This window comes from Chitinophaga parva, assembly GCF_003071345.1.
Taxonomy (GTDB): domain Bacteria; phylum Bacteroidota; class Bacteroidia; order Chitinophagales; family Chitinophagaceae; genus Chitinophaga; species Chitinophaga parva.
On record NZ_QCYK01000003.1, the window covers coordinates 470,346 to 492,048 of the forward strand.

A 21,703-nucleotide genomic window follows, 5' to 3' on the forward strand; every position below is an offset into this window, starting at 1 on the left:
GGGCCGGTAATGTTCCAGGTTAGTTCTTGACTTCGTAATTGTACAGGAGTGCCCAATGGTCTTTGGGTACAAACTTGTCTGCAAAGGCTTTTGCAATGTCTGCCCGCATGGGCTTGTCGTTGACGATAAATGCTTCCCTGCTTAGTTTAAACGAGAGGTTTTTGGTCTTGACGATCAGGTGCGACTGCAGCAACTCCTGTACCACGCGGTCTGAAAGGTTTTCATCCTTTTCGGCAGCCGCATCCGGTGAAGGAGGTGTTACGGGTTCCACCGGTGTGGGTGGCGCTGCAGGGGTAAGCGGTGAAAGCGGCGCAATGGGCTTAACCGGGACAGGTGGCGGCGCGGCGGCTGCAACATGGGTCACTGGTATGGCCTTCGCGGCCGGTTTTGCCACGGGTGCGGGCATGGCTACAGCGGTGGGTTGCACCCGTGCGGCAACATTGGGCATATACTGTACACGCGGGGCTCCAATGGCGGAAGGAGAGGTGCGTGGGTGGGTGGTGTCATGACCACTGCCGTGGGGTACCTGTGCGGCTGCAAAGTACTGGTGTGCATTTACCTGGTAAGCACGGGCGTTTGCCGTGCGCTGGCGTTCATCACTGGCGCGTTGTTTTTCCGCGGCCTCGTAGGCCCGTTGGTCTTCCGCGGCTACAGCTGCCTGTTCATCATGGAGGCGTTGTTTTTCCGCGGCCTCGTAGGCCCGATCTTCCAGCCAGCGTTTGGCGGCCGTATCATCCCGCAGGATCAGCGTTTGCCGCTGGTTACTGTCCACCCAGTACAGGGTGGGGCAGGCGGAAGACAGTGCGCCGAGACTGGCCTGCTGCGGGCGCAGGGTTCCATCCAGCGAGGTGAAGGCCGGCAGTGGCGCCATGCGCATATCATCCAGGGTAGCCAGTTGGGGAAGGGTACAGGTATCGTTATGGCGGTCTATGGAGAGCGTTACATTCCGTGTATCCGTTATCGTGGTCTGGTGATCAAAAGTGGTAGTGGTGGTGATGGTTTTTACCACGTGGCGGGCTGCTTTCCCGGGAAAGGCCAGCAGGAGCAGGCCTGCGCCTACCAGGCATACGCTCAGCAATGTTTTTTCCACCACGTTCAGGGAGTGGTTATGGTTGCTGATCATGCGGGTTACACGGGCCAGCAGGGTATTACGGCTCCCGGGCAGGGCCATGGCCAGTTCCGGGTGGCCATATTCCTGGCAGGATACCAGGGCTTGTATGTACACGGTTTTGCTGTGGGTGTATTGCATCACCAGGTCGTCACAGCAGTTTTCCCGCTCGGCTTTGAGCAGGGCGCAGATCCAGGTGACGGCCGGGTTGAAGAAGAAAAGGATCTCCACGAAACTTTGCAGCAGGTTTACCAGGTAATCGCGGCGGCGGATGTGGGCCAGCTCGTGCAGCAGGATGGCCTCAATGGCTTCCGGTGTAAGGCTGGACAGGAGGCCGGCCGGCACCAGGATGAGGGGCTTCAGGTGGCCCAGCACCATGGGCGCCTTGGCCAGGGCCGATTCCAGCAGTCTAACGGGACGGGATATACGCAGCTGGCGGGCCAGGTCCTGTACCCGTGCGCTCCACCGGGCGTCCGGGGCAATGGTTTGCTGGGTGCGCAGCATGCGCACTTCATACAGGCCGGTGAGCATGCGGATGCTCTTGATGCAGATAAAAAGGAACCAGATGAGCACTACCTGCTGGGCATGTGCACTGAGGTATTGAAAGAGCTGCTGGGTCAGTGCATTGGCCGAAGGCGCGGCTACCACGGTATTGGCTATACGCAATTGCTCCACGGCGGCCAGGCCGCTGGCGGTGGCGCCTTGTGCGGGCTGCAGGGCCAGCCACTCCCACACAAATGTAACGGCGGCGCCCCCGGTGAACAGGGCCAGCGCGCCCACCAGCAGGTAATAGCGGCTGGCGGCCTTTTGCCGGCGGGTGGCCAGCATGATAATGCCAGCCAGTGCGGCCAGGATAACGCCCTGCCAGAGCGAGTGGAGCAGGGTGCGGCACAGTGCCTGTATCAGCAGGTCTGCCTGGAAAGAAGGAAGCGCAGATGCTTGCATACGTTTTAGTTTTTTAGAACGGTGGGAGGAGGGGGCGGTTTTTAAAAATCCGGTTTATGGAGCAAATCAGTCCAGTTTATTCAGCATTTCCTTGATGGCCCGGAGCTCTTCGGCAGAGGTCTTGCGGTTGCCCAGCAACTGCAGTACCAGCTTGCTGGCAGAGCCTTTGTACAGAGCGTCTACGAATTTTTCCAGCAGGTGGGCCTTGGTGGCCTGTTCATCTTCCGCTACACTGTACACGTGCTTCATACGGCTTTCATCGCGGGTAAGAATGCCCTTGTCTGCCATGATCTGCATCAGCTTCAGCGTGGTGGTATAATTTACGTCTTTCTGTTTACATAACTCATCATTCACGAAACGCACCGTGCTGGGACCATGTGCCCAGAGCACCTGGAGGATCTCCAGTTCTGAGCGGGTTGGCTCCACATTCTTTTCGTCTTTGTTCTTTTCCATGATCCTAAGGTACGAATATTTTCGTACGAACAAAATATTATTTCAGGAGGTGGGTGGAAAAAAGTAGTTTCCATTTATTAAGGAGTAAAAAAATTATGCAGTACAAATCATTTAGCATTGCGGCGTCCAGCGCGGAGCAATTACAGGAAGGAATTAACAAGTTCTTTGAGGCCAATACGGAGATCACCGTGGTGTCTGCGCAGCAGAGCCAGAGCGGGGAGAGTGCGGCGTTGCGGATCACGTACACGGTGCTGTATAAGGTAGCGGAGAAAAAAGGGGAAGGTATCGGGTTTGGATTCAATGCGATGCGGTAGCGGAGCTTACAGGCCGGGGGAGGCCTGCCCCCTGGCCAGGCAGAAGGGACCGGCCTCCCCGGTACAGGGACCGCTCCACCACAGTGATCCCGTTTTTTTTATTTGGAAAATAATACCAATCGGTATAAATTTGTACCGTCTTACTGATAACAACATGAGTAAAGCGGAAAGAACCAAACAGTTCATCGTAGAGAAAACCGCCCCCATCTTCAATGTAAAAGGTTACGCGGGCACCTCTCTCTCCGATATGACAGATGCCACCGGGCTTACCAAAGGCAGCATCTACGGTAACTTTGCCAATAAGGATGAGGTGGCCCTTGCCGCCTTTGATCACAACCTGGAAAAGATCACCGGCATTTACGGCGCGGAGATTGCGAAGCACGATGGCGCCCGGGACCGCCTGATGGCTTATGTGCACGTATACAACAACTTCCTCAAATATCCCTTCCCCGTGGGCGGCTGCCCCATTCTCAACACCTCCGTAGAATCGGACGATATGCACCCTGCGCTGAAAGAGCGTGCCGCAAAGGCCATCCACAAATGGAAGGATAAACTGGTGGAGATCATTGAAGCAGGCGTGCGGGATAAGGAGCTTAAAAAAGTAGTAAACCCTGAACAGGTGGCCCTTTCCATCATTGCCATGCTGGAAGGCTGCATCATGGTAAGCAAGGTGACCGGTAATATGCACTACCGTAACCTTGTTACCCAGGCCCTGGAAAAATTTATCATGGAACTCTGAGTTCCTTTTTTTATCATAAAAAATATACCGATCGGTATAAAAAATCGACAGCATGAAAACGACTAACAACACCGTATTGATCACCGGCGGCAGCGCCGGCATTGGCCTGGCTATTGCCAAAACCCTTGCAGCGCAGGGCAACCATGTTATCATTACGGGCCGCAACAAAGAGCGTTTAGAGAACGCCGCTGCGCAGTTGAACAATGTAACCCCCATCGTGGCAGACGTGGCCAGCGCAGTGGCGGTGGATGCGCTGGTAAGCCGCATCAGCAAAGAGTTCCCGGCACTGAATGTAGTGATCAATAATGCAGGGGCGGCTCACTATTACCAGCTGGGCGCCAATGTGAGCGCCTTTGATAAGGCCGCGGAAGAGATCCACACCAACTACCTTTCCATCCTGGCCCTCAATGAAAAGCTGCTGCCCCTGCTCAGCAAACAGGCGGAAGCGGCCATCGTGAATGTATCGTCCATCGTGGCTTTTGTACCCGCCCGCAATATCCCTACGTACGCTGCCAGCAAGGCCGCCCTGCATTCCTACACACAGATCCTGCGCTATGAACTGGCGCAGCAACAATCACCTGTAAAAGTATTTGAGCTCATGCCCCCGCTGGTGAACACCGACTTTTCGCAGGCCATTGGTGGTGCGAACGGTATCCCGCCACAGCAGGTGGCAGATGAGCTGGTGCAGGCCCTGGCAGAAGACCGTTTCGAGATCCATGTAGGCGGCACCGCACAGTTGTACCAGGCTTTCCTGCAGTCACCGTCAGACGCGCTCCAGTATATGAACCAGGCCCGTTAAGCGGCGCTTTTTAACGCTAAAAAATATACCGAACGGTATGAAAAGAACGGTGCTCCTGATCACCGTCATCTTCGCAGCAATGATGGAGCTGATCGATTCCTCCATTGTAAACGTGGCGCTCTCGCATATGAGCGGTAACCTGGGCGCCACGCTGGAAGATGCTTCCTGGGTGATCACTTCTTATGCCATTGCCAACGTGATCATTATCCCTATCACCAGTTTCCTGGCCGCCAGGCTGGGACGGCGCAATTATTACATTGGCTCTGTAATGGCTTTCACTTTATGCTCTTTTCTATGCGGGCAGGCTACCAACATCTGGATGCTGGTCACTTTCCGCTTCCTGCAGGGCATTGGCGGCGGTGCGTTGCTCAGCGTATCGCAGGCCATCGTATTTGAATTGTTTCCCAAAGAAAAACAGAACGTAGCCAGCGCCTTGTTTGGCATCGGGGTGTTCATCGGGCCTACCATCGGGCCCACGCTGGGCGGCTACATCACGGAGTATTATTCCTGGCCCTGGATCTTTTATATCAATGTGCCCCTGGGTATCATCGTGGCATCTTTATGCCTGTTGCTACTGCATGAGCCGCTTATCAAACCCAGGGTGGGAAAGGTAGACTGGTGGGGTATCCTGCTCCTGGCCATCGGCATCAGCTCCCTGCAAACGGTGCTGGAAAGAGGGGAAACGGAAGACTGGTTTTCCACGCCTTACATCACCTGGCTGAGCGTGATTGCGGGTTTTGCGCTCACCATTTTCGTGTGGTGGGAACTGCAGGTAGCGCATCCTGTGGTAAACCTGCGGGTATTGCGCAGCAAGAACCTGAGCATCGCCGCAGCGCTCACTTTTATCTCGGGCATCGGGTTATTCAGTTCTGTATTTCTCACGCCGGTGTTTGCACAGCGTTTGTTGGGATTTACGCCCACACAAACGGGATTGCTGCTGCTGCCGGGCGCAGTGCTGGCCATTTTGGGGCTCATGGTCTCCGCACGTTTGTTGCAACGCGGCCTATCGCCCATGTATATGATCACGGCGGGCATTTTGTGCTTCGGGTATTTCAGTTGGGAAATGTCGCGGATAGACCTGGATGCCAGTGCAGACCTGCTCACTTTTACACTCATCTGGCGGGCCGTGGGACTGGCCATTATCACGGTGCCGCTTACCACCCTGGCCGTATCATCCCTGCCACCGGCGGAGATCCCGCAGGGGGCGGCATTGAACAATATGATGCGCCAGCTGGGTGGCTCCTTTGGCATTGCCATGGTGAACACTTACCTGGCCAACCGTACGGCCCAGCACCGGTTTGACCTGGTGAGCAACCTGGCCCTGGATAACCCGGCCACCCGGGCCCGGCTGGATGGTTACACGCATTACCTCATGGGCAGGGGCTTTAACGCCCCCGCCGCTAAACACGGGGCCCTGGGCCTGCTGGATGCGGTGATCGGCAGGCAATCTTCCATGCTCAGTTTCAATGACGCCTACCTGGCGGTGGGCAGTGTTTTCGTACTGGCGTTGCCGTTATTGCTGATGGCGCGCAGTGCCAAAAAAGGAAAGCCTGCGGTGATCGTATCAGACCACTAGGTACCCGGTCATCAGGCTACGCGGAAGGCAGATGGGGTAGTGGCGGTTTGCTTTTTGAAGAAGTGGTTGAAGTGCGCGGGCTCCTCAAAGCCAAGGCTGTAGCTGATCTCGGAGATGTTCCAGTTGGTGTGCCGGAGCAGCGCCTTGGCTTCCGCGGCCAGCCTTTCCGCAATGTGGGTGGTAGTGGTTTTCCCCGTGGTATCGCGGATGGCGCGGTTCAGGTGATTCACGTGCACCGCCAACTGGTCTGCATAATCCTTCGCGGAGCGCAGGGCAATGCGTTGTCCCGGCGATTCGATGGGGAACTGTCTTTCCAGCAGTTCGGTGAATACGGAAGTGATGCGGGCATGCGCATTGGCGTGCTGGTACAGGGTTTCAGTAGGCTGCAGCTTATTGGCTGCGTGCACGATCTCCATCACGTAGTTGCGCAGCAGGTCGTACTTCATGGCATAGTCAGACCCTATTTCTGCCAGCATCTTTTCAAATATTTCGCCCGTTTGTGCATCCTGCGCAGGGTTCAGTATATACGCCGCTTTCCCGTTCGGCGCAAACATGGGCAGCTCATGCAGGCTGCCCTTTATTTTTTCCGTGAAGAAGGCTTCCCGGAAAATGCAGAAGTACCCGCTGTTGTCTTCCGACAAGGCTTCTATAGTATAAGGCACGTGCGGGGTAAAGAACAACAGCGCACTGCCATTGATCTCCACACTTTTATCCGCATAATGGAAAATGCTATGCCCCCTGAATAAACTGATCTTGTAAAATGAGCGCCGGCTGTATTTGGGCGGGGCGGGGCAGTTTGCAGTGCCCTTGGGTACGATCCGGAATACATTGAAATGCCCGATGTCCTGCTGGAGGTTGTCGGGCAGCCAGCTGAATTTATGTTGATAAAACTCCTCGAGTGTTTCTATACCTGCCATACCTGTAAAAATACAAAAATGAATGGAGCCACCGGCCAGCCTCCGTTCATTTATGTACGATTTTTGCTATCAAATTGAATACGACTGCTGCAAGACGGGATGGAAAATAATTTAGTCTACAGATTTTGTAGATTAATTACTTCCCCCTAATTTTGCCTCCGCAACCAGAAAAACCGGTTCACGATATTTAGTATTTATAGATCAACAAAACGCTTATGTAAGAAACCGGGGATCTGATCAACCGGCTGTACAAGAAACAGGGATCAACATGTGTGAGGCCAGGCGGAAACGCCGGACCAACCGCTATTTTCATGCAACTAACCAAACAGATCGCTTTATTACCAGGCTGGCATTTGTAAGGAAAACCGTCCTTTCCGAAACGCTATTTTTTTTACCGCTTATTGGAACAATTATGCTAAGAACGCTACTGAGTGTCATGCTTGTATTTTGCTGCGGCATTGTGCTGGCGCAAGATCGTTACATCATTCACGGCCAGGTGCGCGCCGCGGAAAACGGGGAGCCGCTGCCCGGTGCATCCGTTACAGTGAATAAATCGCCCCACGGTGTATTCACCGATGAGAACGGCCGCTTTTCCATACCGGTAGCCAGTCTTACCGGCACCGTGTCCGTGAGCTACGTGGGCCGAGAAGCTGCGGAGGTCCCGCTGAAAGGCGATACTTCCATCACCATTAACCTGAAAGCTTCCAACAAACAACTGGATGAAGTGGTGGCCGTAGCTTATGCCACGGTAAAGAAATCCGCATTCCCCGGCTCTGTATCCAGCATACAGGCGGACAAGATCGAGAACCGGCAAACCTCCAACATCACTAATGCCCTGCAAGGCCTGGTGGCAGGGGTGCAAACGGAATCGGCCAGCGGCCAGCCGGGCAATGCATCCGATATCCGCATCCGCGGCGTGGGCTCTGTGAATGCATCCAGTGCCCCCCTGTTTGTACTGGACGGGGCACCTTACTATGGTGATATCAATGCTATCAACCCCGCCGATGTACAATCCATCACGGTGCTGAAAGACGCTACCGCGGCTAACCTGTATGGCGCCAGCGCGGCCAATGGCGTGATCGTGATCACCACCAAACAAGGTAAGAAAAGCGACAACGTAGCGGTGACCGCCACCGTGAACCAGGGCTGGAGCAGCCGCGCCGTAAAGGACTACGCCCAGCTCAATACCCAGCAATATTTTGAACTGACATGGGAAGCGATACGCAATAACCAGATGGATAACGGCCTCTCTGCGGATGCTGCCGCCGTGAAGGCCAGCGAATTGCTCACCAGCAACCAATACCTGAACATCAATCCCTATGGCCCCGGTTTTCCCCAGCCGGTAGGTACAGACGGGAAGCTGGTACCGGGCGCAAAGCTGCTCTGGAACGATAACTGGGAGAATGCCATGCATCAAAATGCGGGCTATACCCAGGCCCAGCTGAGCCTCAGCGGCGGAAACGATAAAGGCAATTACTACATCAGCGGCGGCTACCTGGATAACCAGGGGCTGTACCTGAAGTCCGGCTTTAAACGCTACAGCATCCGCAGTAATGTGAACCTGCAGGCACGCAAGTGGCTGCGCGTAGGGCTGGATTTCAATGCCTCGAGCACCACGCAGGATGCACCACCGTCCACGGATTCCCAGACCGGCAACGTGGTGAACTTTGGACGCAGTATCCCTGGTTTTTATCCCATTTACCAGCGCAATGCTGATGGCACTTTCATCCTCGATGACAAGGGACAGCAGCAGTTCGACTTTGGTACCTACCGCCCGTCCGCAGCCTTGGCCAATGAGAACCTGGTGGGCAGCATTCCGTTGGACAGATATCGCCTCACGCGTGAGAACGCCTCTGCCCGCACCTTTGCGGAAGCCACGCTGTACAAAGATTTGAAGTTCAAGACCAGCTACAATGTAGATTACATCAGCAGCAATGGGCTTACGTATTACAACTCGCAATATGGAGACTACGCGTCTATAGGCGGCCTGGTGGACAAGAGCAGCAGCCGTACCGTGTCTTACACGTGGAACAATATCCTTACGTATGACCATGACTTCACCGGCGGCCATCACTTGAACCTGCTGGCAGGGCATGAGTATTACAGCTTCAATTACACCAATCTTTCCGGTGAGCGCCAGAACTTTTCTTACCCCGGCTTTTACGAACCGGTGGCGGCTTCTGTGCTCAACAGCTTTACCGGCCAGAGCGATGTGTACAATAAACTGAGCTTCTTTGGCCAGGGACAATACTCTTTCCGCAACAAGTATTATTTCACGGCTTCCCTGCGAAGTGACGCTTCTTCCCGCTTTTCGCCACAGGAGCGCTGGGGTACTTTCTATTCTGTAGGTGCATCCTGGCACATGGCGGATGAGCCCTGGCTGAGCAATGTGACCTGGATCAATGCACTGACGCCTAAAGTGAGCTATGGTGCCTCCGGCAATGATAACCTGACGGATAATGGTTCCCCGAACTACTATGCATACCAGGCATTGTACGCCATTACGCCCAATCAAAGCGCGGGCGGCGCTACCACGCTGCGTTTGGCCACGCCTAATTTGAAATGGGAAAGCAATATCAGCACCAACGTGGCGGTGGACTTTGCCTTCTTCAAGAACCGGCTGAGTGGTACCATCGGGTTCTATAACCGCCAGAGTAAAGACCTGCTGTTTCCCAAGCCGCTTACGCCTTCTACGGGTTTTTCCACCATCTATGCAAACATTGGCAGCCTGCGCAACCGGGGCTGGGAGTTTGAGTTCAATGTGATCCCCGTGAGCACAAAGGACTTCCGCTGGAACCTGGCGGTGAACGGTACTTTCAATAAGAACAAGATCACGTCCCTGCCGCAAAATGAAATCATTTCCGGCACCAAGAAGCTGATGGTAGGTAAGTCCATTTATGAATTTTACATCCGCCAGTGGGCCGGTGTGGACCCGAAGAACGGGGACCCGCTCTGGTACACTACGGATGCTGCTACCGGCGCTAAAACAACGACCAACCTTTATAAAAATGCAGGCCTGTATTACTCCGGCTCTTCCCTGCCGGATGTATACGGCGGCATTACCAACACCTTTGACTACAAAGGCTTTGAGCTTAGCTTCATGGTGTCTTACAGCCTGGGTGGCAAGGTGCTGGACGGGGATTACCTGGCCCTCATGAACAACGGCAATTCCTTTGGCCACAGCTGGAGCACCGAGATCCTGGACCGCTGGACACCGGAACATACCAACACGGATGTGCCCCGCCTCAGCACCATTACCCAGGGCGCATGGAACCAAACCTCCACCCGCTTCCTGTACAGCGCCAGTTATGCCCGCCTGAAATACGCCACCCTGGCGTATAACCTGCCCAAGGCATGGATGCAGCGCGCCAATCTTACGAACCTGAAAGTGTATGTGACCGGTGAGAACCTGCTCACGTTCTATGGCCACAAAGGCATGGATCCTGAGCAGTCCATTGACGGTACCACCTTCTATCAATACCCAACCCTGCGCACCTTGTCCGTGGGCCTGCAGTTAGGTTTTTAATGTTCATGTTTAATTGTAATGACGATGAAAAAAATTGCCACTTCTTTATACATCGCGGCGGCCATGCTGCTACTGCCAGCCTGCAGCAAGCAACTGAATACGGCGCCCTCTGATGCCGTGACCGGCGACCAGCTGTATGGCACGGTGAATGCACTGGGCACCATTTACGAAGGTACCTGGGCTGCTATGATGGACAGCTACTGGGGTGATATTTTCGGGAATCCCGGCTTCAGGACCATTGGCCTGGTGAGTGATGCCATGGGCGATGACGCAGCCCTCATTCCCAATAAATACGGCTACCGCGATGCCTATCCTTTCACCGAGATCAATGACAAGACCAGGAGCCGCGTGGCCGCCATCTGGGCCACCGTATACAAGGTGGTCAACAATATGAACATCATCCTGGCGCATGCAGATGCCGCACAAGGGGATGCCGCCAGCCGCAATGTGCTGAAAGGCCAGGCGATGGCGCTGCGGGCAGACATGTACCTTACGCTGGCTTCTTTCTACCAGTTCTCTTACCTGAAAGACTCCACTGCCAAGGCGGTGCCCATTTACACCCAGCCCGCCAGCGATACTACACAAGGCAGGCCCAGGGCCACTTTGAAGGAGATCTACGCCCAGGTGTTTGCCGATCTTACGCAGGCGGAAACCCTGCTGCAGGGCTACAGCCGCCCTTCCAAATACAAGATAGATGTGAACGTGGTGAATGGCCTGCTGGCCCGTGCCTACCTGAACACCGGCCGCTGGGCACAGGCAGCAGCAGCAGCCGTAAAAGCGCGTGATGGTTACTCGTTCATGTCTGCCTCCGACTATGCAAAAGGGTTTAACGACATCAATAATTCAGAATGGATCTGGGGTGAGCCGGAAACCACCGTGCAGCGTACCGGCAGTGATGCATTCCACTTCCTGGATGTAACCAACGATGGATCTTACTATTACAGCTTCATGGCAGATCCGTTCTTTATGCAGCTCTTTGATGACGGGGATTACCGCAAGGCCCTGTTTTCCTGGGATGCAGATGCAGGCCGTGAAGGTTATTTGCAGTACAGGAAATTCCTTTTCCGCGGTGACCTTACCGCAGACCTGGTGCTCATGCGCTCCGCAGAGGAATACCTGATCGAAGCAGAAGGCAATGCCCGCGCAGGCAATACCGGGGCGGCCGTTACCGCTCTCAATACCCTGAAGGCCGCCCGCAATGCCAAAGCCTACGATCCCGCCGGTAAAACCCCGCAGGACCTCATTGACGCCATCCTGGTTGAACGCCGCAAGGAGCTGTTTGGAGAAGGCTTTGCACTGGCAGATATTATCCGCAACCAGCTTTCCGTAGTGCGCAAACCTTATGTGGATGGCCAGGGCCATGATATCCTGGTGACCATTGTACAGGACGGCGTGTCCAAGCAGGTACCCGCCCGCTACCATACGGTGCGCAACTTCCCGGACAAGTCTGCCTTCGTGGCCAACAGCCCGTACTATATTTTCTCCATCCCATTGGTAGAAGAACAGAACAATCCCAACCTCTACAAGTAGGCAGTTACACATGTTGATAGTAAGGGCGTGGTCGCAATGGCGGCTGCGCCCTTCACGTTTGCAGGCCCGGCCCACCAGGTGCCGCCGGCCGTGCATGCCCCCCGGAGAATTATTTTCGTACCTTTCCCGCATGGAAGAAACCTTCTCCCACAGCTTTGAACAGGGCACCCGCACCGGTACCATCTGGCAGTGCGACGACATCCGCCTGGGCCACTCGCTGACGGTGATGAACACCCTTTGCACCCTGCCCGGCCACGCGGATAACGACGTGGTGCGCATGCACTTTGGGATGCGCGGAGATTATGCATTCCACTATGAACAGTTAGGCCGCAGTTTTGACCTGGTGGGCAGCCACCACAACATCATGTATTCAAACGGGTTTGATATCCAGGTGACCAATAAAACCCTGGAAGTGGAAACCTTTGGCGTGCAATTTCCCAAAGCGCTTTTCCTGCAGTTTACCCAAACAGCCAGCCCGGCGTTGCAACGCTTTGCGGAAAAAGTGATGCAGGGGCAAAACGTATTGCTCAGTGAGCATTGGGGCAGCATAGACAGTAATATCCAGCAGGTGATCCAGCAGATCCTGCATTGCAAATACAATGGGGAATTGAAGAAACTATTCCTGTTATCCAAGAGCATCGAGTTATTGGTATTGTGTGCAGCTGCCTGCGAAGCGGCCAGCTACCGCCAGGAGCACTTCCTGAAAACGGCTACAGACAAGGAGAAGATCATTGCCGTGCGGGACCTCATCAACCAGCGCCTCAGTGATCCGCCAAACTTGTCGGAGATTGCCAAAACGGTGGGGCTGAATGAATACAAACTGAAACGTGGCTTTAAGGAAACCTTTAACCATACCGTGTTTGGCTACCTCACCGACCAGCGCCTGCAACTGGCGCACCAATACCTCCGCGATACACAGAAAACCGCCGCGGAGATATCCTTTGAACTGGGCTATACTTCGCCCCAGCACTTTAACAACGCTTTTAAAAAGAAATTCGGCACCACTCCGGCAGCCGTGAAGCAGGGCTGATGCTCCGTTTTTTGTTAGTTATAATCCGGTATTTGCAATGCCTTGCGCCGGCAAGGGGCTAATATTGCATAAAACAAATCAACAATGGCACTTTTTGTAAACAACCAGATCCACTTCAACGCGCCCGTGGCGCGGGTTTGGGATTACCTCGTGAATCCTGCACAGACCAAGAAATACATGTTTGGCTGTGAAGCCCTGTCCGACTGGCAGCCCGGCAGCCCCCTTATCTGGAAAGGCAATTTCAACGGGGTGGAGCTGGTAGCCGTAAAAGGGAATGTAGTGGAGATAGAGCCGGAAAGAAAGCTGGTGTACACCACGTTTGATCCCAACAACCCATCCCTGGAAGACCTGCCGGAAAACTACCTGACGGTTACGTACCGCCTGGAGCCCAAAGACGGCGGCACGGACTTTTATGTGCAGCAGGGCGATTTTTCTACGGTGGCCAACGGGGACGCCCGTTACAAGGATGCCAGCAACAATGGAGAGGGCTGGATGCCGCTGCTAATAGAGATCAAAAAACTGGTGGAAGCAGCAAACTGACCCACGTTTTATGCAGGTTTAGCGTTATCTTCCGGCCTTATTAATACCGCTTGTATGTTTGAACCGCTGGATCGCTTTGTGGCGCGTTACATCACGCTCACCCCGGAGGAAACGGAGTTGTACCATTCCCTTTTTACGTTGAAAAAAGTGAAGAAAAAGCAATTCCTGCTGCGGGAAGGGGAGGTGTGCGATTTTGAGGCCTACATTCTGAAAGGCTGTATCCGCGCGTATTACACGGACAAGGAAGGGAAGGAAACGGTACTGCTTTTTGCCGTGGAAGACTGGTGGGTGAGTGACCTGAGCAGCTTCATGGACCGCAAGCCTTCCAACCTTTATATTGAAACCCTGGAAGACTGCGAGTTGCTGGTGATCGATTTTATCAGCAAGGGTATTTTGTTTGAGAGCATTCCCAAGTTTGAAAAGTTATTCCGTATCCTGGTACAACGTTCGCTCGGCGTGCTGCAACAACGGTTTTATGCATCCGTGTCGCAGACCGCCGAGGAGCGTTATATTAATTTTACAGCACGTTATCCCCAGCTGTTGCAGCGCATTCCACAACACCAGATTGCCCGTTACCTCGGCGTTTCGCCGGAGTTCCTGAGTAAGGTCAGGGGCGCCATGGCTAAGCGGCATTAAATATCACTTCATTCACTACATCCAGCTCATCCTGTGAAATGGTATGCCCCATGTGGGGATAGATCTTCGTATATACGTTCGCGTGTTTTTCCTGTAAAAGTTTGGTGCTTTCCTGTACACGGGGCACGGGCACGTGCATGTCCGGGTCACTGCTGCCTATGAAAATGGGCGTGCCGGCAAAGTCGCCCTGGGCATAGGTGGCAGGGTTTACCTTGTCACCTATGAGGCCCCCGGTGAAGGCTGCTATACCGCCCCAGCGGGTGGCGTTGCGGGTGGTAAATTCCAGGGTAAGGCAGGCGCCCTGGGAGAAGCCGAGGAAGTAAATGTTTTCGTTTGGAATGCCTTGTGCGTTCAGGTCCTTGACAATGTCACCCACCATTTGCAGGGCGCTGCCAAGATAAGGTTCATTCTGCGAAGTGGGCGCCAGGAAAGAGTAGGGGTACCAGCTGTTGCCGGTGGCCTGGGGTGCTATCAGCGTATAGTCCTTCACGTGAAGGTGTGCGGCCAGGGAGAGAATGTCTTCTGCACTGCCGCCCCTGCCGTGGATCATCACCAGGACCTTGCCGGTGGCGCTTAAGGGAGCGCCGCCGGTCAAGAACTGTTTTTTATGCATCATGCTTGTTTTAAAGGTTATTGAATTTTCACCAGGGTACGTTCCAGTTCTGCGCGCAGGTGTTCATGTTGTGCGGGCAGTTTCAGGTGGGTGCCCAGTTCGTTCAGCGGCTCGTCCACGGTGAAACCGGGATTATCAGTGGCCAGCTCAAAGAGTACGCCACCGGGCTCGCGGAAGTACAGGGAGAAGAAGTAATCACGGTTGATCTTAGGCGTAATGTGGAGGCCCTTACGCAGGATCTTTTCACGGAACTCCATCAGGATGTTGTCGTTCTTCACGCGGAAAGCCACGTGGTGGTTGGTGCCCCCGGCATTGAGGCCGCGGGGCTCGCCGGGAATTTCCACCAGGTCTACGATGGCCGCAGCATCTACCGCCTTGGTGATGTAGCGGTAACGGTTGCCTTCCTGTTCCAGCAGTTCGTAACCAAAGATGTCAGTAAGGATAGCGGCGGTGGGCTTCACGTTATTCAGCGTAAGGGTTACCGCGTGGAATCCTTTGGTGGCGGCATTCGCGTCCACTTCCGGAGTGGTCCATCCCTGGCGGTTATCGCCGGTTTTGGATACTACGAGGTTCAGGTTCAGCCCGTCCGGGTCCTGGAAGGGCAGGATGATCTCACCCATGCGCTCGGCCTGTTCACCGGCTTTTACATTCTTTTCCTTGAAGCGTGCGGCCCAGAAAGGCAGGCTGCCTTCGGGCACCGCGTAGCTGATCTCCGTGGCCATACCTGCACCGGGGCGGCCGGCAGGAATGCCTTCCCAGGGGAAGAAAGTGAGGATGGTGCCAGGCGTACCCTGTTCATTACCAAAGTAGAAGTGGTAAGTACCGGGATCGTCAAAGTTCACCGTCTTTTTCACCATGCGCAGGCCCAGGGTCTGCGTGTAAAAATTATGGTTGGTAACGGCATTGCCCGCAATGGCAGTGATGTGGTGGAGGCCTAAGATGGTATTATCGTTCATGATGGTGTGTTTTTAAAGTGAAAGGGTAATGTTATGTTCAGCCAGCAGGTTGCGGATCTCGGCTTCCAGTAAGCCGCTGCCGCCGCCATAGTGCTGGGAAATGATGAGGTCCGGTTTGCGTTGCAGCAGGTGGCGCCACAGGGCTGTTTCCTCGCCGGGGGAAATGCCTGCGCAGAGCAGCACGATGTCGAACGGTGTTTGCTGCAAGGCCTGCAGGGCGGCTTCATCGCTGGTGACGGCCAGCCCGTACCAGGCTTCGTGGCTGTTGAGCAGCCTTTCCACAACAGCCATGATGGCGGCGTTGCGACCTACGGCTAATACGTTGAGATGATCTATCGCTTTCATGATGTGTACTTTTTTTACGGATAAAAGATCAAAGCGTCATGGGAATTTCCATCAGCAAGATCGTAGCTGCGTTGGCGTTAGCCTGGATGCTGATCTCACCATTGATGTCTGAAATGCCCAGCCCATCGCGGGTTTCCAGCAATTGCCCGTCTACCGTGAAGCTGCCGCTGATCACGAATACATACAAGCCATTGTCTTTTCTGCGCAGCGTGTAAGACACGGTTTCACCCTGGTCAAAGTTGCCCATGTGAAACCAGGCATCCTGTTGTATCTGCCCGCCGGCGTCTGTTGCATCCGGGGAAAGGAGCTGTTGCAACCGGTGTGCACGGCCGGCGGGGTCGGGGGTGAACTGCTGGTAGCGTGGTTTTACGTTCAATGTTTTGGGAAATACCCAGATCTGCAGGAAGGCGGCGTCCTGGTCGGCATTGCCATTGTATTCACTGTGGAATACGCCTTCACCGGTGCTCATGATCTGGATGTCGCCCGCTTCAATACGCTTTTCGTTACCCAGGTTGTCTTTATGTTCCAGCGCGCCCGCCAGGGGGATGCTGATGATCTCCATATTATCGTGCGGGTGCTCGCCAAAACCGCGTCCACCAGCTACCACATCATCATTCATTACCCGCAGGGTGCCAAAGCGGATGCGGTCCGGGTTGTACTGGCCGGCGAAGCTGAAGGTCTGCGCGCTTTTGAGCCAGCCATGGTCCAGGATGGCGCGCTGGCCGGCCTTGTGTAAAGTATAGTGTGCCATGTGTTTCGTTGTTTGTGATACAAATGTACAGTGACCGGTACCCGCAATCCATTGAACTAGGTTAAGAAATCAGCGGCTGCAAACCTACGGCCCCGGGAGCGGGGGATTTTGTTGGAATGGTAGTTTTTGTAGTATTTATAAAACACGCACGCATTATTTTTGCAGAAACCTTCCCGTCACATGCCGTTATCATTCCCCCGCACAGGCTATTTCCTATGCCTGTTGTTGTGCTGTACTTCCCTGAAAACCGCCGCCCAGCTGGCGCACCGCCTGGATTCGCTGTTGCAGGCGGACACACCCCGCGCATTCAATGGCGTAGTGCTGGTGGAGCAAAAAGGCAGGATCATTTATTACAAAGCAAAAGGCGAAGCCAATCGTGAAAAACACATTCCGCTGAAAAAGGAAGATGTGTTTATCATCGGTTCCCTCAGCAAGCAGATCACCGCGGTGCTGGTGCTGCAGGAAATGGAAAAAGGGCACCTGCACTTAACCGATACCCTGCACCGTCTTTTGCCCGGACTGAAAGCGCCCTGGGCCGATTCCATTACCCTGGAGCAGCTGCTCACCCACACCTCGGGACTGGGCTCGCCGCCAGATGAAGCCGCGCCCCTGCTTTCACGCCCCGGCACGGAATTTCACTACTCCAATTACAACTTTATGTTGCTGGCCCAGGTAGCCGCCCACACCAGTGGCAAGCTGTATGAAGCGCTGGTAAAGGACCTTTTCAAACGCTGTGGCATGAAGCATTCCAGCCCACCCAGGGGCTACCACGGCCCCCTGGTGACGGACTACGCAGAAATGCCGGATGGTACCTGGCAGGTGGCGGATAACATCCTGGAACTGGCCGCCCCGTATGGCCCCAGTGGCGCCACCATTTCTACGGCGGCCGACCTGCTGCGCTGGAACCACTGTCTGCATGGCGGAAAACTGCTGCAGCCGGCCACTTACCAGCTGATGACCAGCCGGCATGCCAGCCGCCAGGGCCACCGCTGGGGCGATGTAGGCTACGGTTTTGGGGTGCAGGTGGACAGCATTGGCAATATCCCGGAGATCAGCCACAATGGCAACTTTGCAGGTTTTATTGCTACGGATATCTACCTGCCGCAAAGCGTGACCAGCATCATCATCCTGGAAAATGTGAATGCACAAAACCAGGACCGCAACCGCACTTTTTACTACCACGACCTCATCCGGGAATGGGTACGGCAGCAACTTTAATTTTGTGAAACCATTTGGTTACGTATATTTGTTGTGCAGCGCTGGTCCGCGGCCGGGCTGATTATTGTACTTGTTTTTTATCACCAAATCATCGTACCATGGCAAACACACCGCTGGTAGTGGAGCGTATTTACAATGCCCCCGCAAACACTGTATGGGAGGCGCTTACAGATAATAATAAACTGAAGCAATGGTATTTCCAGCTGGAGGAATTCCGCCCGGAAATAGGCTTTGTATTTACATTCATGGGCGGTGATAAGACCACCCAGTACAAGCATATCTGCGAAGTAACGCAGGTGGTGCCGGGTAAGAAACTGGCCTACACCTGGCGTTACGACGGCTATCCCGGCAATTCCGAAGTAAGCTTTGAACTGTTCCCAGAAGGGGATAAGACCCGCCTGAAGCTGACCCATACCGGCCTTGAGACCTTTGCGGCCGACAAGGACAAGAACTTCCGCGTGGAAAGCTTCAACAACGGCTGGACCTTCATCCTGGGTACCAACCTGGCCAATTTCCTGGAAGGCAAAAAGTAAGCAGGTATATATTGCAGGCCGGGGCCCGCGGGTCCCGGCATTTTTGTGCCCATAGCCGAAAACGATTTCGTAAATAAATACCCTGCATCGTTCGCTAACAAGCCATTTACCGGTTAGATTTGTCGCTTACCTACCATGTTTACAACGATATGAAATACTTCTTTGCAGGTCTCCTGCTTTCCACGTGTATGAGCGTCCACGCGCAGCGGAAGGTGGATGTGGCTAAACAGCTGAAACTCGCCGCCCACCAATATCATGGCATGTTACAGGAGCTGGGCGATACCACTACCTTGTTCCCGCAGTCCATCAACCCGGATGGGAGCATGAAGAAAATGAAGAGCGACTGGTGGTGCAGTGGCTTCTTTGGGGGCAGCCTTTGGTACCTGTATGAGTACACGAAAGACACCTCCCTTAAAAGTGCTGCGGCAACCTGGACGGAAGCCGTATCCAAAGAACAATACAATACCGGTACCCACGACCTGGGCTTTATGCTGAACTGTTCCTTTGGGAATGGTTACCGCATTACAAAGAACCCGGCTTACAGGCAGGTGCTGCTCAATGGCGCCCGGTCCCTCTCCACCCGTTTTAATCCCGCGGTAGGCGTGATCAAATCCTGGAATAATTTCAAAGGCTACAAATACCCGGTGATCATCGACAACATGATGAACCTGGAACTGCTTTGCTGGGCCACCCAGACCAGCGGGGATAAAAAGTTTGAAGACATCGCCCGAAAGCATGCGGATAAGACCATCAAAAATCATTTCCGCCCGGACTACAGCAGCTATCACGTGGTGTGCTACGACAGCGTGGGCAACGTACTGGCTAAAATGACCGCTCAGGGCTATGCAGACAGCTCTGCCTGGGCCCGCGGACAGGCCTGGGGCCTCTATGGCTACACCATGATGTACCGGGAAACGAAGGATAAAAGATACCTGGAACAAGCCAAGCACATCGCTGCTTTCTATATGCATCATCCCAATCTGCCGGCCGATAAAATTCCTTACTGGGATTTCAATGCACCACATTCCGACAACGAGCCCCGCGATGCTTCTGCTGCGGCCATCGTAGCTTCTGCACTGTTGGAGTTGCGCGGTTATGTACCGGCTGCATTAGGCAAAACGTATACAGACTTTGCAGAAGCCACCCTGGTAAGCCTTTCCAGCCCTGAATATTTTGCGGCGGAGGGCAATCATCACTTCCTGATCAAGCACTGTACCGGCCATTTACCCGGTCATTCAGAAATTGATACGCCGCTGATCTATGGGGATTATTATTACATAGAAGCGCTGCTGCGCTATAACAGGATAAAGTAGGCATAACCTGACAAAGCTATAATGTAAAAGGGAAGATCATACGCTGATCTTCCCTTTTACATTTAAAGAATTTCCCTGAATGACCTGCTATGCAAATGCAGGGCCCTGTTGCACACCCGCGGCCTTGTACTGCTGTATTTTGTGGTAACAGATGTAAGAGCCGGCAATGAAGACAAAGAAGATGATCATGGGCGCCCATTGCATAAAGGGAGTGCCACTACGGATGATGGAGTACGTGGCACCGGAGAGGTCGAAGGTAATGCCGGCGTAAGCCCATTCTTTGAGGCGGGGATAGCCGGGTATTACAATGGCGATGACGCCCAGTATTTTGGCCACGCTCAGGAAAGGCATGATGTAGAGCGGGTAGCCCAGCCCTTTGAACAATTCTACACTTTTGGCATCGCCCATGAGACCGGGGATGGAGAATACACCAAACATCAGGATGATAAAGGCGGTGAACACCCAATAAGCAATTTTGATCTTTTTCATACAAAAGGTTTTAGAATGGCGTGATAAAAAGGTGGCCACAGCGTTTCCCGCTGGCGGTGGACGGAGGCTGCTGTGGCCCTTGTAGAAGTAGTTATTTCCCGTGTTGGTCCTGGTTGTAATCGTGGTTGATCATCCACCGCACGCCCCACTTGTCTGTGAGCATGCCAAAATATGCGCCCCAGAACTGTTTGGACATGGGCAGTTGTACGGAGCCACCTTCAGACAGGCCTGCAAAGATCTTGTCGGCTTCCGCATCGCTGTCCACAAACAGGCTGAGATAATGGTCATTGCCGGGATTGAATTTTTCCATGCGCTTGCCCACCAGGTCTGTGGCCATCAGTACGTTGCCTTTGCCAATGGGAAGGGCAATGTGCATGGCTTTTTCTTTTTCGGCTTCGGTGACATTTTCTTCAGAAGGGGCGTCTTTAAAACGTACAATGTTGTATTCCCCGCCAAATACTTTTTTGTAGTGGGTGAAGGCTTCCTCGGCGTTACCGGGATAGTTCAAGTAAGGATTTAAGGTTACCATGTGAATGTGTATTTATTCGTTTTCTGCAACGGTTGTTTGCACCGTAAATGTAGAACAGTACCGGGTAAGATGCCGGGGCGATAAATGACAACTTGAGGGGGGAATCAGGACAACCTGCGGGTGGCGCTAAGCGTACCGGCCGGTTTAGCTGTAACAATGGGCTGTAGCGCGTTCCGGCCGGCTGGTCCCGTGCCCGGGAGCGCGTTTAAAACACACAATGGAACCTGGATGCAACAGGTAGGTGAAATGAGCCGTGGTATGCCTGCACATAAATGCGCCGGCCGGTGACGGTTAATCTGCCTGTGAAACAATTTCGCGGATGCGCTCCATGATCATTTCCCTTCTTTCTTCAATGCTGTAATCTCCTTTGATGGTGAGCACGGGGCAGCTTAGTTCATGCATCCATGCCATGTGCACGGCCAGGCTGCGGCGTATATTGCCGGTATCGTAACTGGCTGCCCATTCCATGAATTCTTCGTGCAGGCGTTGACGTTCGGGATCAGTGCGGATGATCTCCCCATAGCGGTCCATCTCCCGTGTTTTGAGGCGTTCCATGCGGATGGGGTGGGGCACATATAGGAAAACGGCGAGGTCCAGCGCGGTTTTCCAGTAATCACCCCAGCTCACCAGGGAACCGCCAATGATCCAGCTGTCGTAGGGCTCCAGGGCTGCTTTGAGCAGGGCATTGCGTTCCTCCTCCGGTCTTCTTTCGGTGAAGGGAACGGCGGAAGGCGCCCAGAAATAATCGTCGGAATCAAAGTAGGGGATGTGCAGTTTGGCTGCCAGGTCTTTGCCCTGCGTGGTGGAGCCCGCGCCGGATGCGCCGAACAAGTGGATTTTCAT

General features: G+C 54.1%; 22 protein-coding genes. 12 read left to right on the plus strand and 10 right to left on the minus strand.

What is annotated here, in order from left to right; all coding sequences use genetic code 11:
• Positions 1-19: 19 nt before the first annotated feature.
• Together DCC81_RS21145 and DCC81_RS21150 are read right to left on the minus strand one after the other, a co-directional pair.
• The gene (locus tag DCC81_RS21145; RefSeq protein ID WP_108688668.1) at positions 20-2,053 is read right to left on the minus strand and encodes a M56 family metallopeptidase; all 2,034 of its coding nucleotides are present in this window, start codon (positions 2,051-2,053) and stop codon (positions 20-22) included.
• A 66-nt stretch (positions 2,054-2,119) separates the two neighbouring features.
• Positions 2,120-2,506: a BlaI/MecI/CopY family transcriptional regulator gene (locus tag DCC81_RS21150; protein WP_108688669.1), complete on the minus strand. Its 387-nt coding sequence runs from the start codon at positions 2,504-2,506 to the stop codon at positions 2,120-2,122.
• A gap of 95 nt (positions 2,507-2,601) precedes the next feature.
• On the opposite strand from DCC81_RS21150, the gene DCC81_RS21155 reads away from it, so the two are divergent.
• The 4 genes from DCC81_RS21155 (at position 2,602) to DCC81_RS21170 (ending at position 5,934) form a co-directional block, all read left to right on the plus strand.
• The gene (locus DCC81_RS21155) at positions 2,602-2,820 is read left to right on the plus strand and encodes a hypothetical protein (protein ID WP_108688670.1); all 219 of its coding nucleotides are present in this window, start codon (positions 2,602-2,604) and stop codon (positions 2,818-2,820) included.
• A 154-nt stretch (positions 2,821-2,974) separates the two neighbouring features.
• Positions 2,975-3,559 (plus strand): TetR/AcrR family transcriptional regulator, encoded by a 585-nt coding sequence (locus DCC81_RS21160; RefSeq protein WP_108688671.1) that lies wholly within the window; start codon positions 2,975-2,977, stop codon positions 3,557-3,559.
• Positions 3,560-3,611: 52 nt separating this feature from the next.
• Positions 3,612-4,358: an SDR family oxidoreductase gene (locus DCC81_RS21165; protein ID WP_108688672.1), complete on the plus strand. Its 747-nt coding sequence runs from the start codon at positions 3,612-3,614 to the stop codon at positions 4,356-4,358.
• 25 nt (positions 4,359-4,383) lie between these two features.
• Positions 4,384-5,934: a DHA2 family efflux MFS transporter permease subunit gene (locus DCC81_RS21170; RefSeq protein WP_262510185.1), complete on the plus strand. Its 1,551-nt coding sequence runs from the start codon at positions 4,384-4,386 to the stop codon at positions 5,932-5,934.
• Positions 5,935-5,945: 11 nt separating this feature from the next.
• On the opposite strand, the gene DCC81_RS21175 is transcribed toward DCC81_RS21170, so the two are convergent.
• Positions 5,946-6,851 (minus strand): helix-turn-helix domain-containing protein, encoded by a 906-nt coding sequence (locus DCC81_RS21175; RefSeq protein ID WP_108688674.1) that lies wholly within the window; start codon positions 6,849-6,851, stop codon positions 5,946-5,948.
• Between the two features lie 412 nt (positions 6,852-7,263).
• Here DCC81_RS21175 and DCC81_RS21180 point away from each other — a divergent pair, with 412 nt between their 5' ends.
• From DCC81_RS21180 to DCC81_RS21200, 5 genes are all read left to right on the plus strand, one after another.
• On the plus strand, positions 7,264-10,377 hold the full coding sequence (locus tag DCC81_RS21180; RefSeq protein WP_108688675.1) for a SusC/RagA family TonB-linked outer membrane protein: 3,114 nt from the start codon (positions 7,264-7,266) through the stop codon (positions 10,375-10,377).
• 24 nt (positions 10,378-10,401) lie between these two features.
• Complete coding sequence (locus DCC81_RS21185) at positions 10,402-11,907, plus strand: RagB/SusD family nutrient uptake outer membrane protein (protein ID WP_108688676.1); 1,506 nt, start codon at positions 10,402-10,404, stop codon at positions 11,905-11,907.
• Positions 11,908-12,037: 130 nt separating this feature from the next.
• A complete protein-coding gene (locus DCC81_RS21190; protein ID WP_165806683.1) occupies positions 12,038-12,937 on the plus strand; it encodes a helix-turn-helix transcriptional regulator in 900 nt (299 codons plus the stop codon).
• Between the two features lie 84 nt (positions 12,938-13,021).
• Positions 13,022-13,477, plus strand: coding sequence for an SRPBCC family protein (locus DCC81_RS21195; RefSeq protein ID WP_108688678.1), 456 nt, complete (start codon positions 13,022-13,024; stop codon positions 13,475-13,477).
• 54 nt (positions 13,478-13,531) lie between these two features.
• On the plus strand, positions 13,532-14,113 hold the full coding sequence (locus DCC81_RS21200) for a Crp/Fnr family transcriptional regulator (protein ID WP_108688679.1): 582 nt from the start codon (positions 13,532-13,534) through the stop codon (positions 14,111-14,113).
• Here the strand turns inward: DCC81_RS21200 and DCC81_RS21205 are convergent.
• From DCC81_RS21205 to DCC81_RS21220, 4 genes are read right to left on the minus strand one after another with little or no spacing between them, the layout of a single operon-like run.
• Positions 14,100-14,729 carry an alpha/beta hydrolase gene (locus DCC81_RS21205; RefSeq protein ID WP_240613040.1) on the minus strand — a complete coding sequence of 210 codons (630 nt, stop codon included), beginning with the start codon at positions 14,727-14,729 and terminating at the stop codon, positions 14,100-14,102. The genes DCC81_RS21200 and DCC81_RS21205 overlap by 14 nt on opposite strands.
• A 14-nt stretch (positions 14,730-14,743) precedes the next feature.
• Positions 14,744-15,682: a ring-cleaving dioxygenase gene (locus DCC81_RS21210; RefSeq protein ID WP_108688680.1), complete on the minus strand. Its 939-nt coding sequence runs from the start codon at positions 15,680-15,682 to the stop codon at positions 14,744-14,746.
• A gap of 12 nt (positions 15,683-15,694) precedes the next feature.
• Positions 15,695-16,027, minus strand: a complete 333-nt coding sequence (locus DCC81_RS21215) for a hypothetical protein (protein WP_108688681.1) — start codon at positions 16,025-16,027, stop codon at positions 15,695-15,697.
• A gap of 28 nt (positions 16,028-16,055) precedes the next feature.
• Entirely contained in the window at positions 16,056-16,778 is a 723-nt protein-coding gene (locus DCC81_RS21220) for a pirin family protein (RefSeq protein ID WP_108688682.1), read from the minus strand.
• A gap of 180 nt (positions 16,779-16,958) precedes the next feature.
• On the opposite strand from DCC81_RS21220, the gene DCC81_RS21225 reads away from it, so the two are divergent.
• The 3 genes from DCC81_RS21225 (at position 16,959) to DCC81_RS21235 (ending at position 19,842) form a co-directional block, all read left to right on the plus strand.
• A complete protein-coding gene (locus DCC81_RS21225) occupies positions 16,959-17,996 on the plus strand; it encodes a serine hydrolase domain-containing protein (protein WP_108688683.1) in 1,038 nt (345 codons plus the stop codon).
• 98 nt (positions 17,997-18,094) lie between these two features.
• On the plus strand, positions 18,095-18,529 hold the full coding sequence (locus tag DCC81_RS21230; RefSeq protein ID WP_108688684.1) for an SRPBCC family protein: 435 nt from the start codon (positions 18,095-18,097) through the stop codon (positions 18,527-18,529).
• A 149-nt stretch (positions 18,530-18,678) separates the two neighbouring features.
• A complete protein-coding gene (locus tag DCC81_RS21235; protein ID WP_108688685.1) occupies positions 18,679-19,842 on the plus strand; it encodes a glycoside hydrolase family 88 protein in 1,164 nt (387 codons plus the stop codon).
• 87 nt (positions 19,843-19,929) lie between these two features.
• On the opposite strand, the gene DCC81_RS21240 is transcribed toward DCC81_RS21235, so the two are convergent.
• The 3 genes from DCC81_RS21240 to DCC81_RS21250 form a co-directional block, all read right to left on the minus strand.
• The gene (locus DCC81_RS21240) at positions 19,930-20,331 is read right to left on the minus strand and encodes a DoxX family protein (protein WP_108688686.1); all 402 of its coding nucleotides are present in this window, start codon (positions 20,329-20,331) and stop codon (positions 19,930-19,932) included.
• A 91-nt stretch (positions 20,332-20,422) separates the two neighbouring features.
• Positions 20,423-20,860, minus strand: coding sequence for a VOC family protein (locus tag DCC81_RS21245; RefSeq protein WP_108688687.1), 438 nt, complete (start codon positions 20,858-20,860; stop codon positions 20,423-20,425).
• 291 nt (positions 20,861-21,151) lie between these two features.
• Complete coding sequence (locus tag DCC81_RS21250; RefSeq protein WP_108688688.1) at positions 21,152-21,703, minus strand: P-loop NTPase family protein; 552 nt, start codon at positions 21,701-21,703, stop codon at positions 21,152-21,154.

What these genes read in the sequence shown, in the direction of transcription:
- DCC81_RS21145 (WP_108688668.1), bottom strand. Translation starts at nt 2,053, where the DNA reads ATGCAAGCATCTGCGCTTCCTTCTTTCCAGGCAGACCTGCTGATACAG.
- DCC81_RS21150 (WP_108688669.1), bottom strand. Translation starts at nt 2,506, where the DNA reads ATGGAAAAGAACAAAGACGAAAAGAATGTGGAGCCAACCCGCTCAGAA.
- DCC81_RS21155 (WP_108688670.1), top strand. Translation starts at nt 2,602, where the DNA reads ATGCAGTACAAATCATTTAGCATTGCGGCGTCCAGCGCGGAGCAATTA.
- DCC81_RS21160 (WP_108688671.1), top strand. Translation starts at nt 2,975, where the DNA reads ATGAGTAAAGCGGAAAGAACCAAACAGTTCATCGTAGAGAAAACCGCC.
- DCC81_RS21165 (WP_108688672.1), top strand. Translation starts at nt 3,612, where the DNA reads ATGAAAACGACTAACAACACCGTATTGATCACCGGCGGCAGCGCCGGC.
- DCC81_RS21175 (WP_108688674.1), bottom strand. Translation starts at nt 6,851, where the DNA reads ATGGCAGGTATAGAAACACTCGAGGAGTTTTATCAACATAAATTCAGC.
- DCC81_RS21180 (WP_108688675.1), top strand. Translation starts at nt 7,264, where the DNA reads ATGCTAAGAACGCTACTGAGTGTCATGCTTGTATTTTGCTGCGGCATT.
- DCC81_RS21185 (WP_108688676.1), top strand. Translation starts at nt 10,402, where the DNA reads ATGAAAAAAATTGCCACTTCTTTATACATCGCGGCGGCCATGCTGCTA.
- DCC81_RS21190 (WP_165806683.1), top strand. Translation starts at nt 12,038, where the DNA reads ATGGAAGAAACCTTCTCCCACAGCTTTGAACAGGGCACCCGCACCGGT.
- DCC81_RS21195 (WP_108688678.1), top strand. Translation starts at nt 13,022, where the DNA reads ATGGCACTTTTTGTAAACAACCAGATCCACTTCAACGCGCCCGTGGCG.
- DCC81_RS21200 (WP_108688679.1), top strand. Translation starts at nt 13,532, where the DNA reads ATGTTTGAACCGCTGGATCGCTTTGTGGCGCGTTACATCACGCTCACC.
- DCC81_RS21205 (WP_240613040.1), bottom strand. Translation starts at nt 14,729, where the DNA reads ATGATGCATAAAAAACAGTTCTTGACCGGCGGCGCTCCCTTAAGCGCC.
- DCC81_RS21210 (WP_108688680.1), bottom strand. Translation starts at nt 15,682, where the DNA reads ATGAACGATAATACCATCTTAGGCCTCCACCACATCACTGCCATTGCG.
- DCC81_RS21215 (WP_108688681.1), bottom strand. Translation starts at nt 16,027, where the DNA reads ATGAAAGCGATAGATCATCTCAACGTATTAGCCGTAGGTCGCAACGCC.
- DCC81_RS21220 (WP_108688682.1), bottom strand. Translation starts at nt 16,778, where the DNA reads ATGGCACACTATACTTTACACAAGGCCGGCCAGCGCGCCATCCTGGAC.
- DCC81_RS21225 (WP_108688683.1), top strand. Translation starts at nt 16,959, where the DNA reads ATGCCGTTATCATTCCCCCGCACAGGCTATTTCCTATGCCTGTTGTTG.
- DCC81_RS21230 (WP_108688684.1), top strand. Translation starts at nt 18,095, where the DNA reads ATGGCAAACACACCGCTGGTAGTGGAGCGTATTTACAATGCCCCCGCA.
- DCC81_RS21235 (WP_108688685.1), top strand. Translation starts at nt 18,679, where the DNA reads ATGAAATACTTCTTTGCAGGTCTCCTGCTTTCCACGTGTATGAGCGTC.
- DCC81_RS21240 (WP_108688686.1), bottom strand. Translation starts at nt 20,331, where the DNA reads ATGAAAAAGATCAAAATTGCTTATTGGGTGTTCACCGCCTTTATCATC.
- DCC81_RS21245 (WP_108688687.1), bottom strand. Translation starts at nt 20,860, where the DNA reads ATGGTAACCTTAAATCCTTACTTGAACTATCCCGGTAACGCCGAGGAA.
- DCC81_RS21250 (WP_108688688.1), bottom strand. Translation starts at nt 21,703, where the DNA reads ATGAAAATCCACTTGTTCGGCGCATCCGGCGCGGGCTCCACCACGCAG.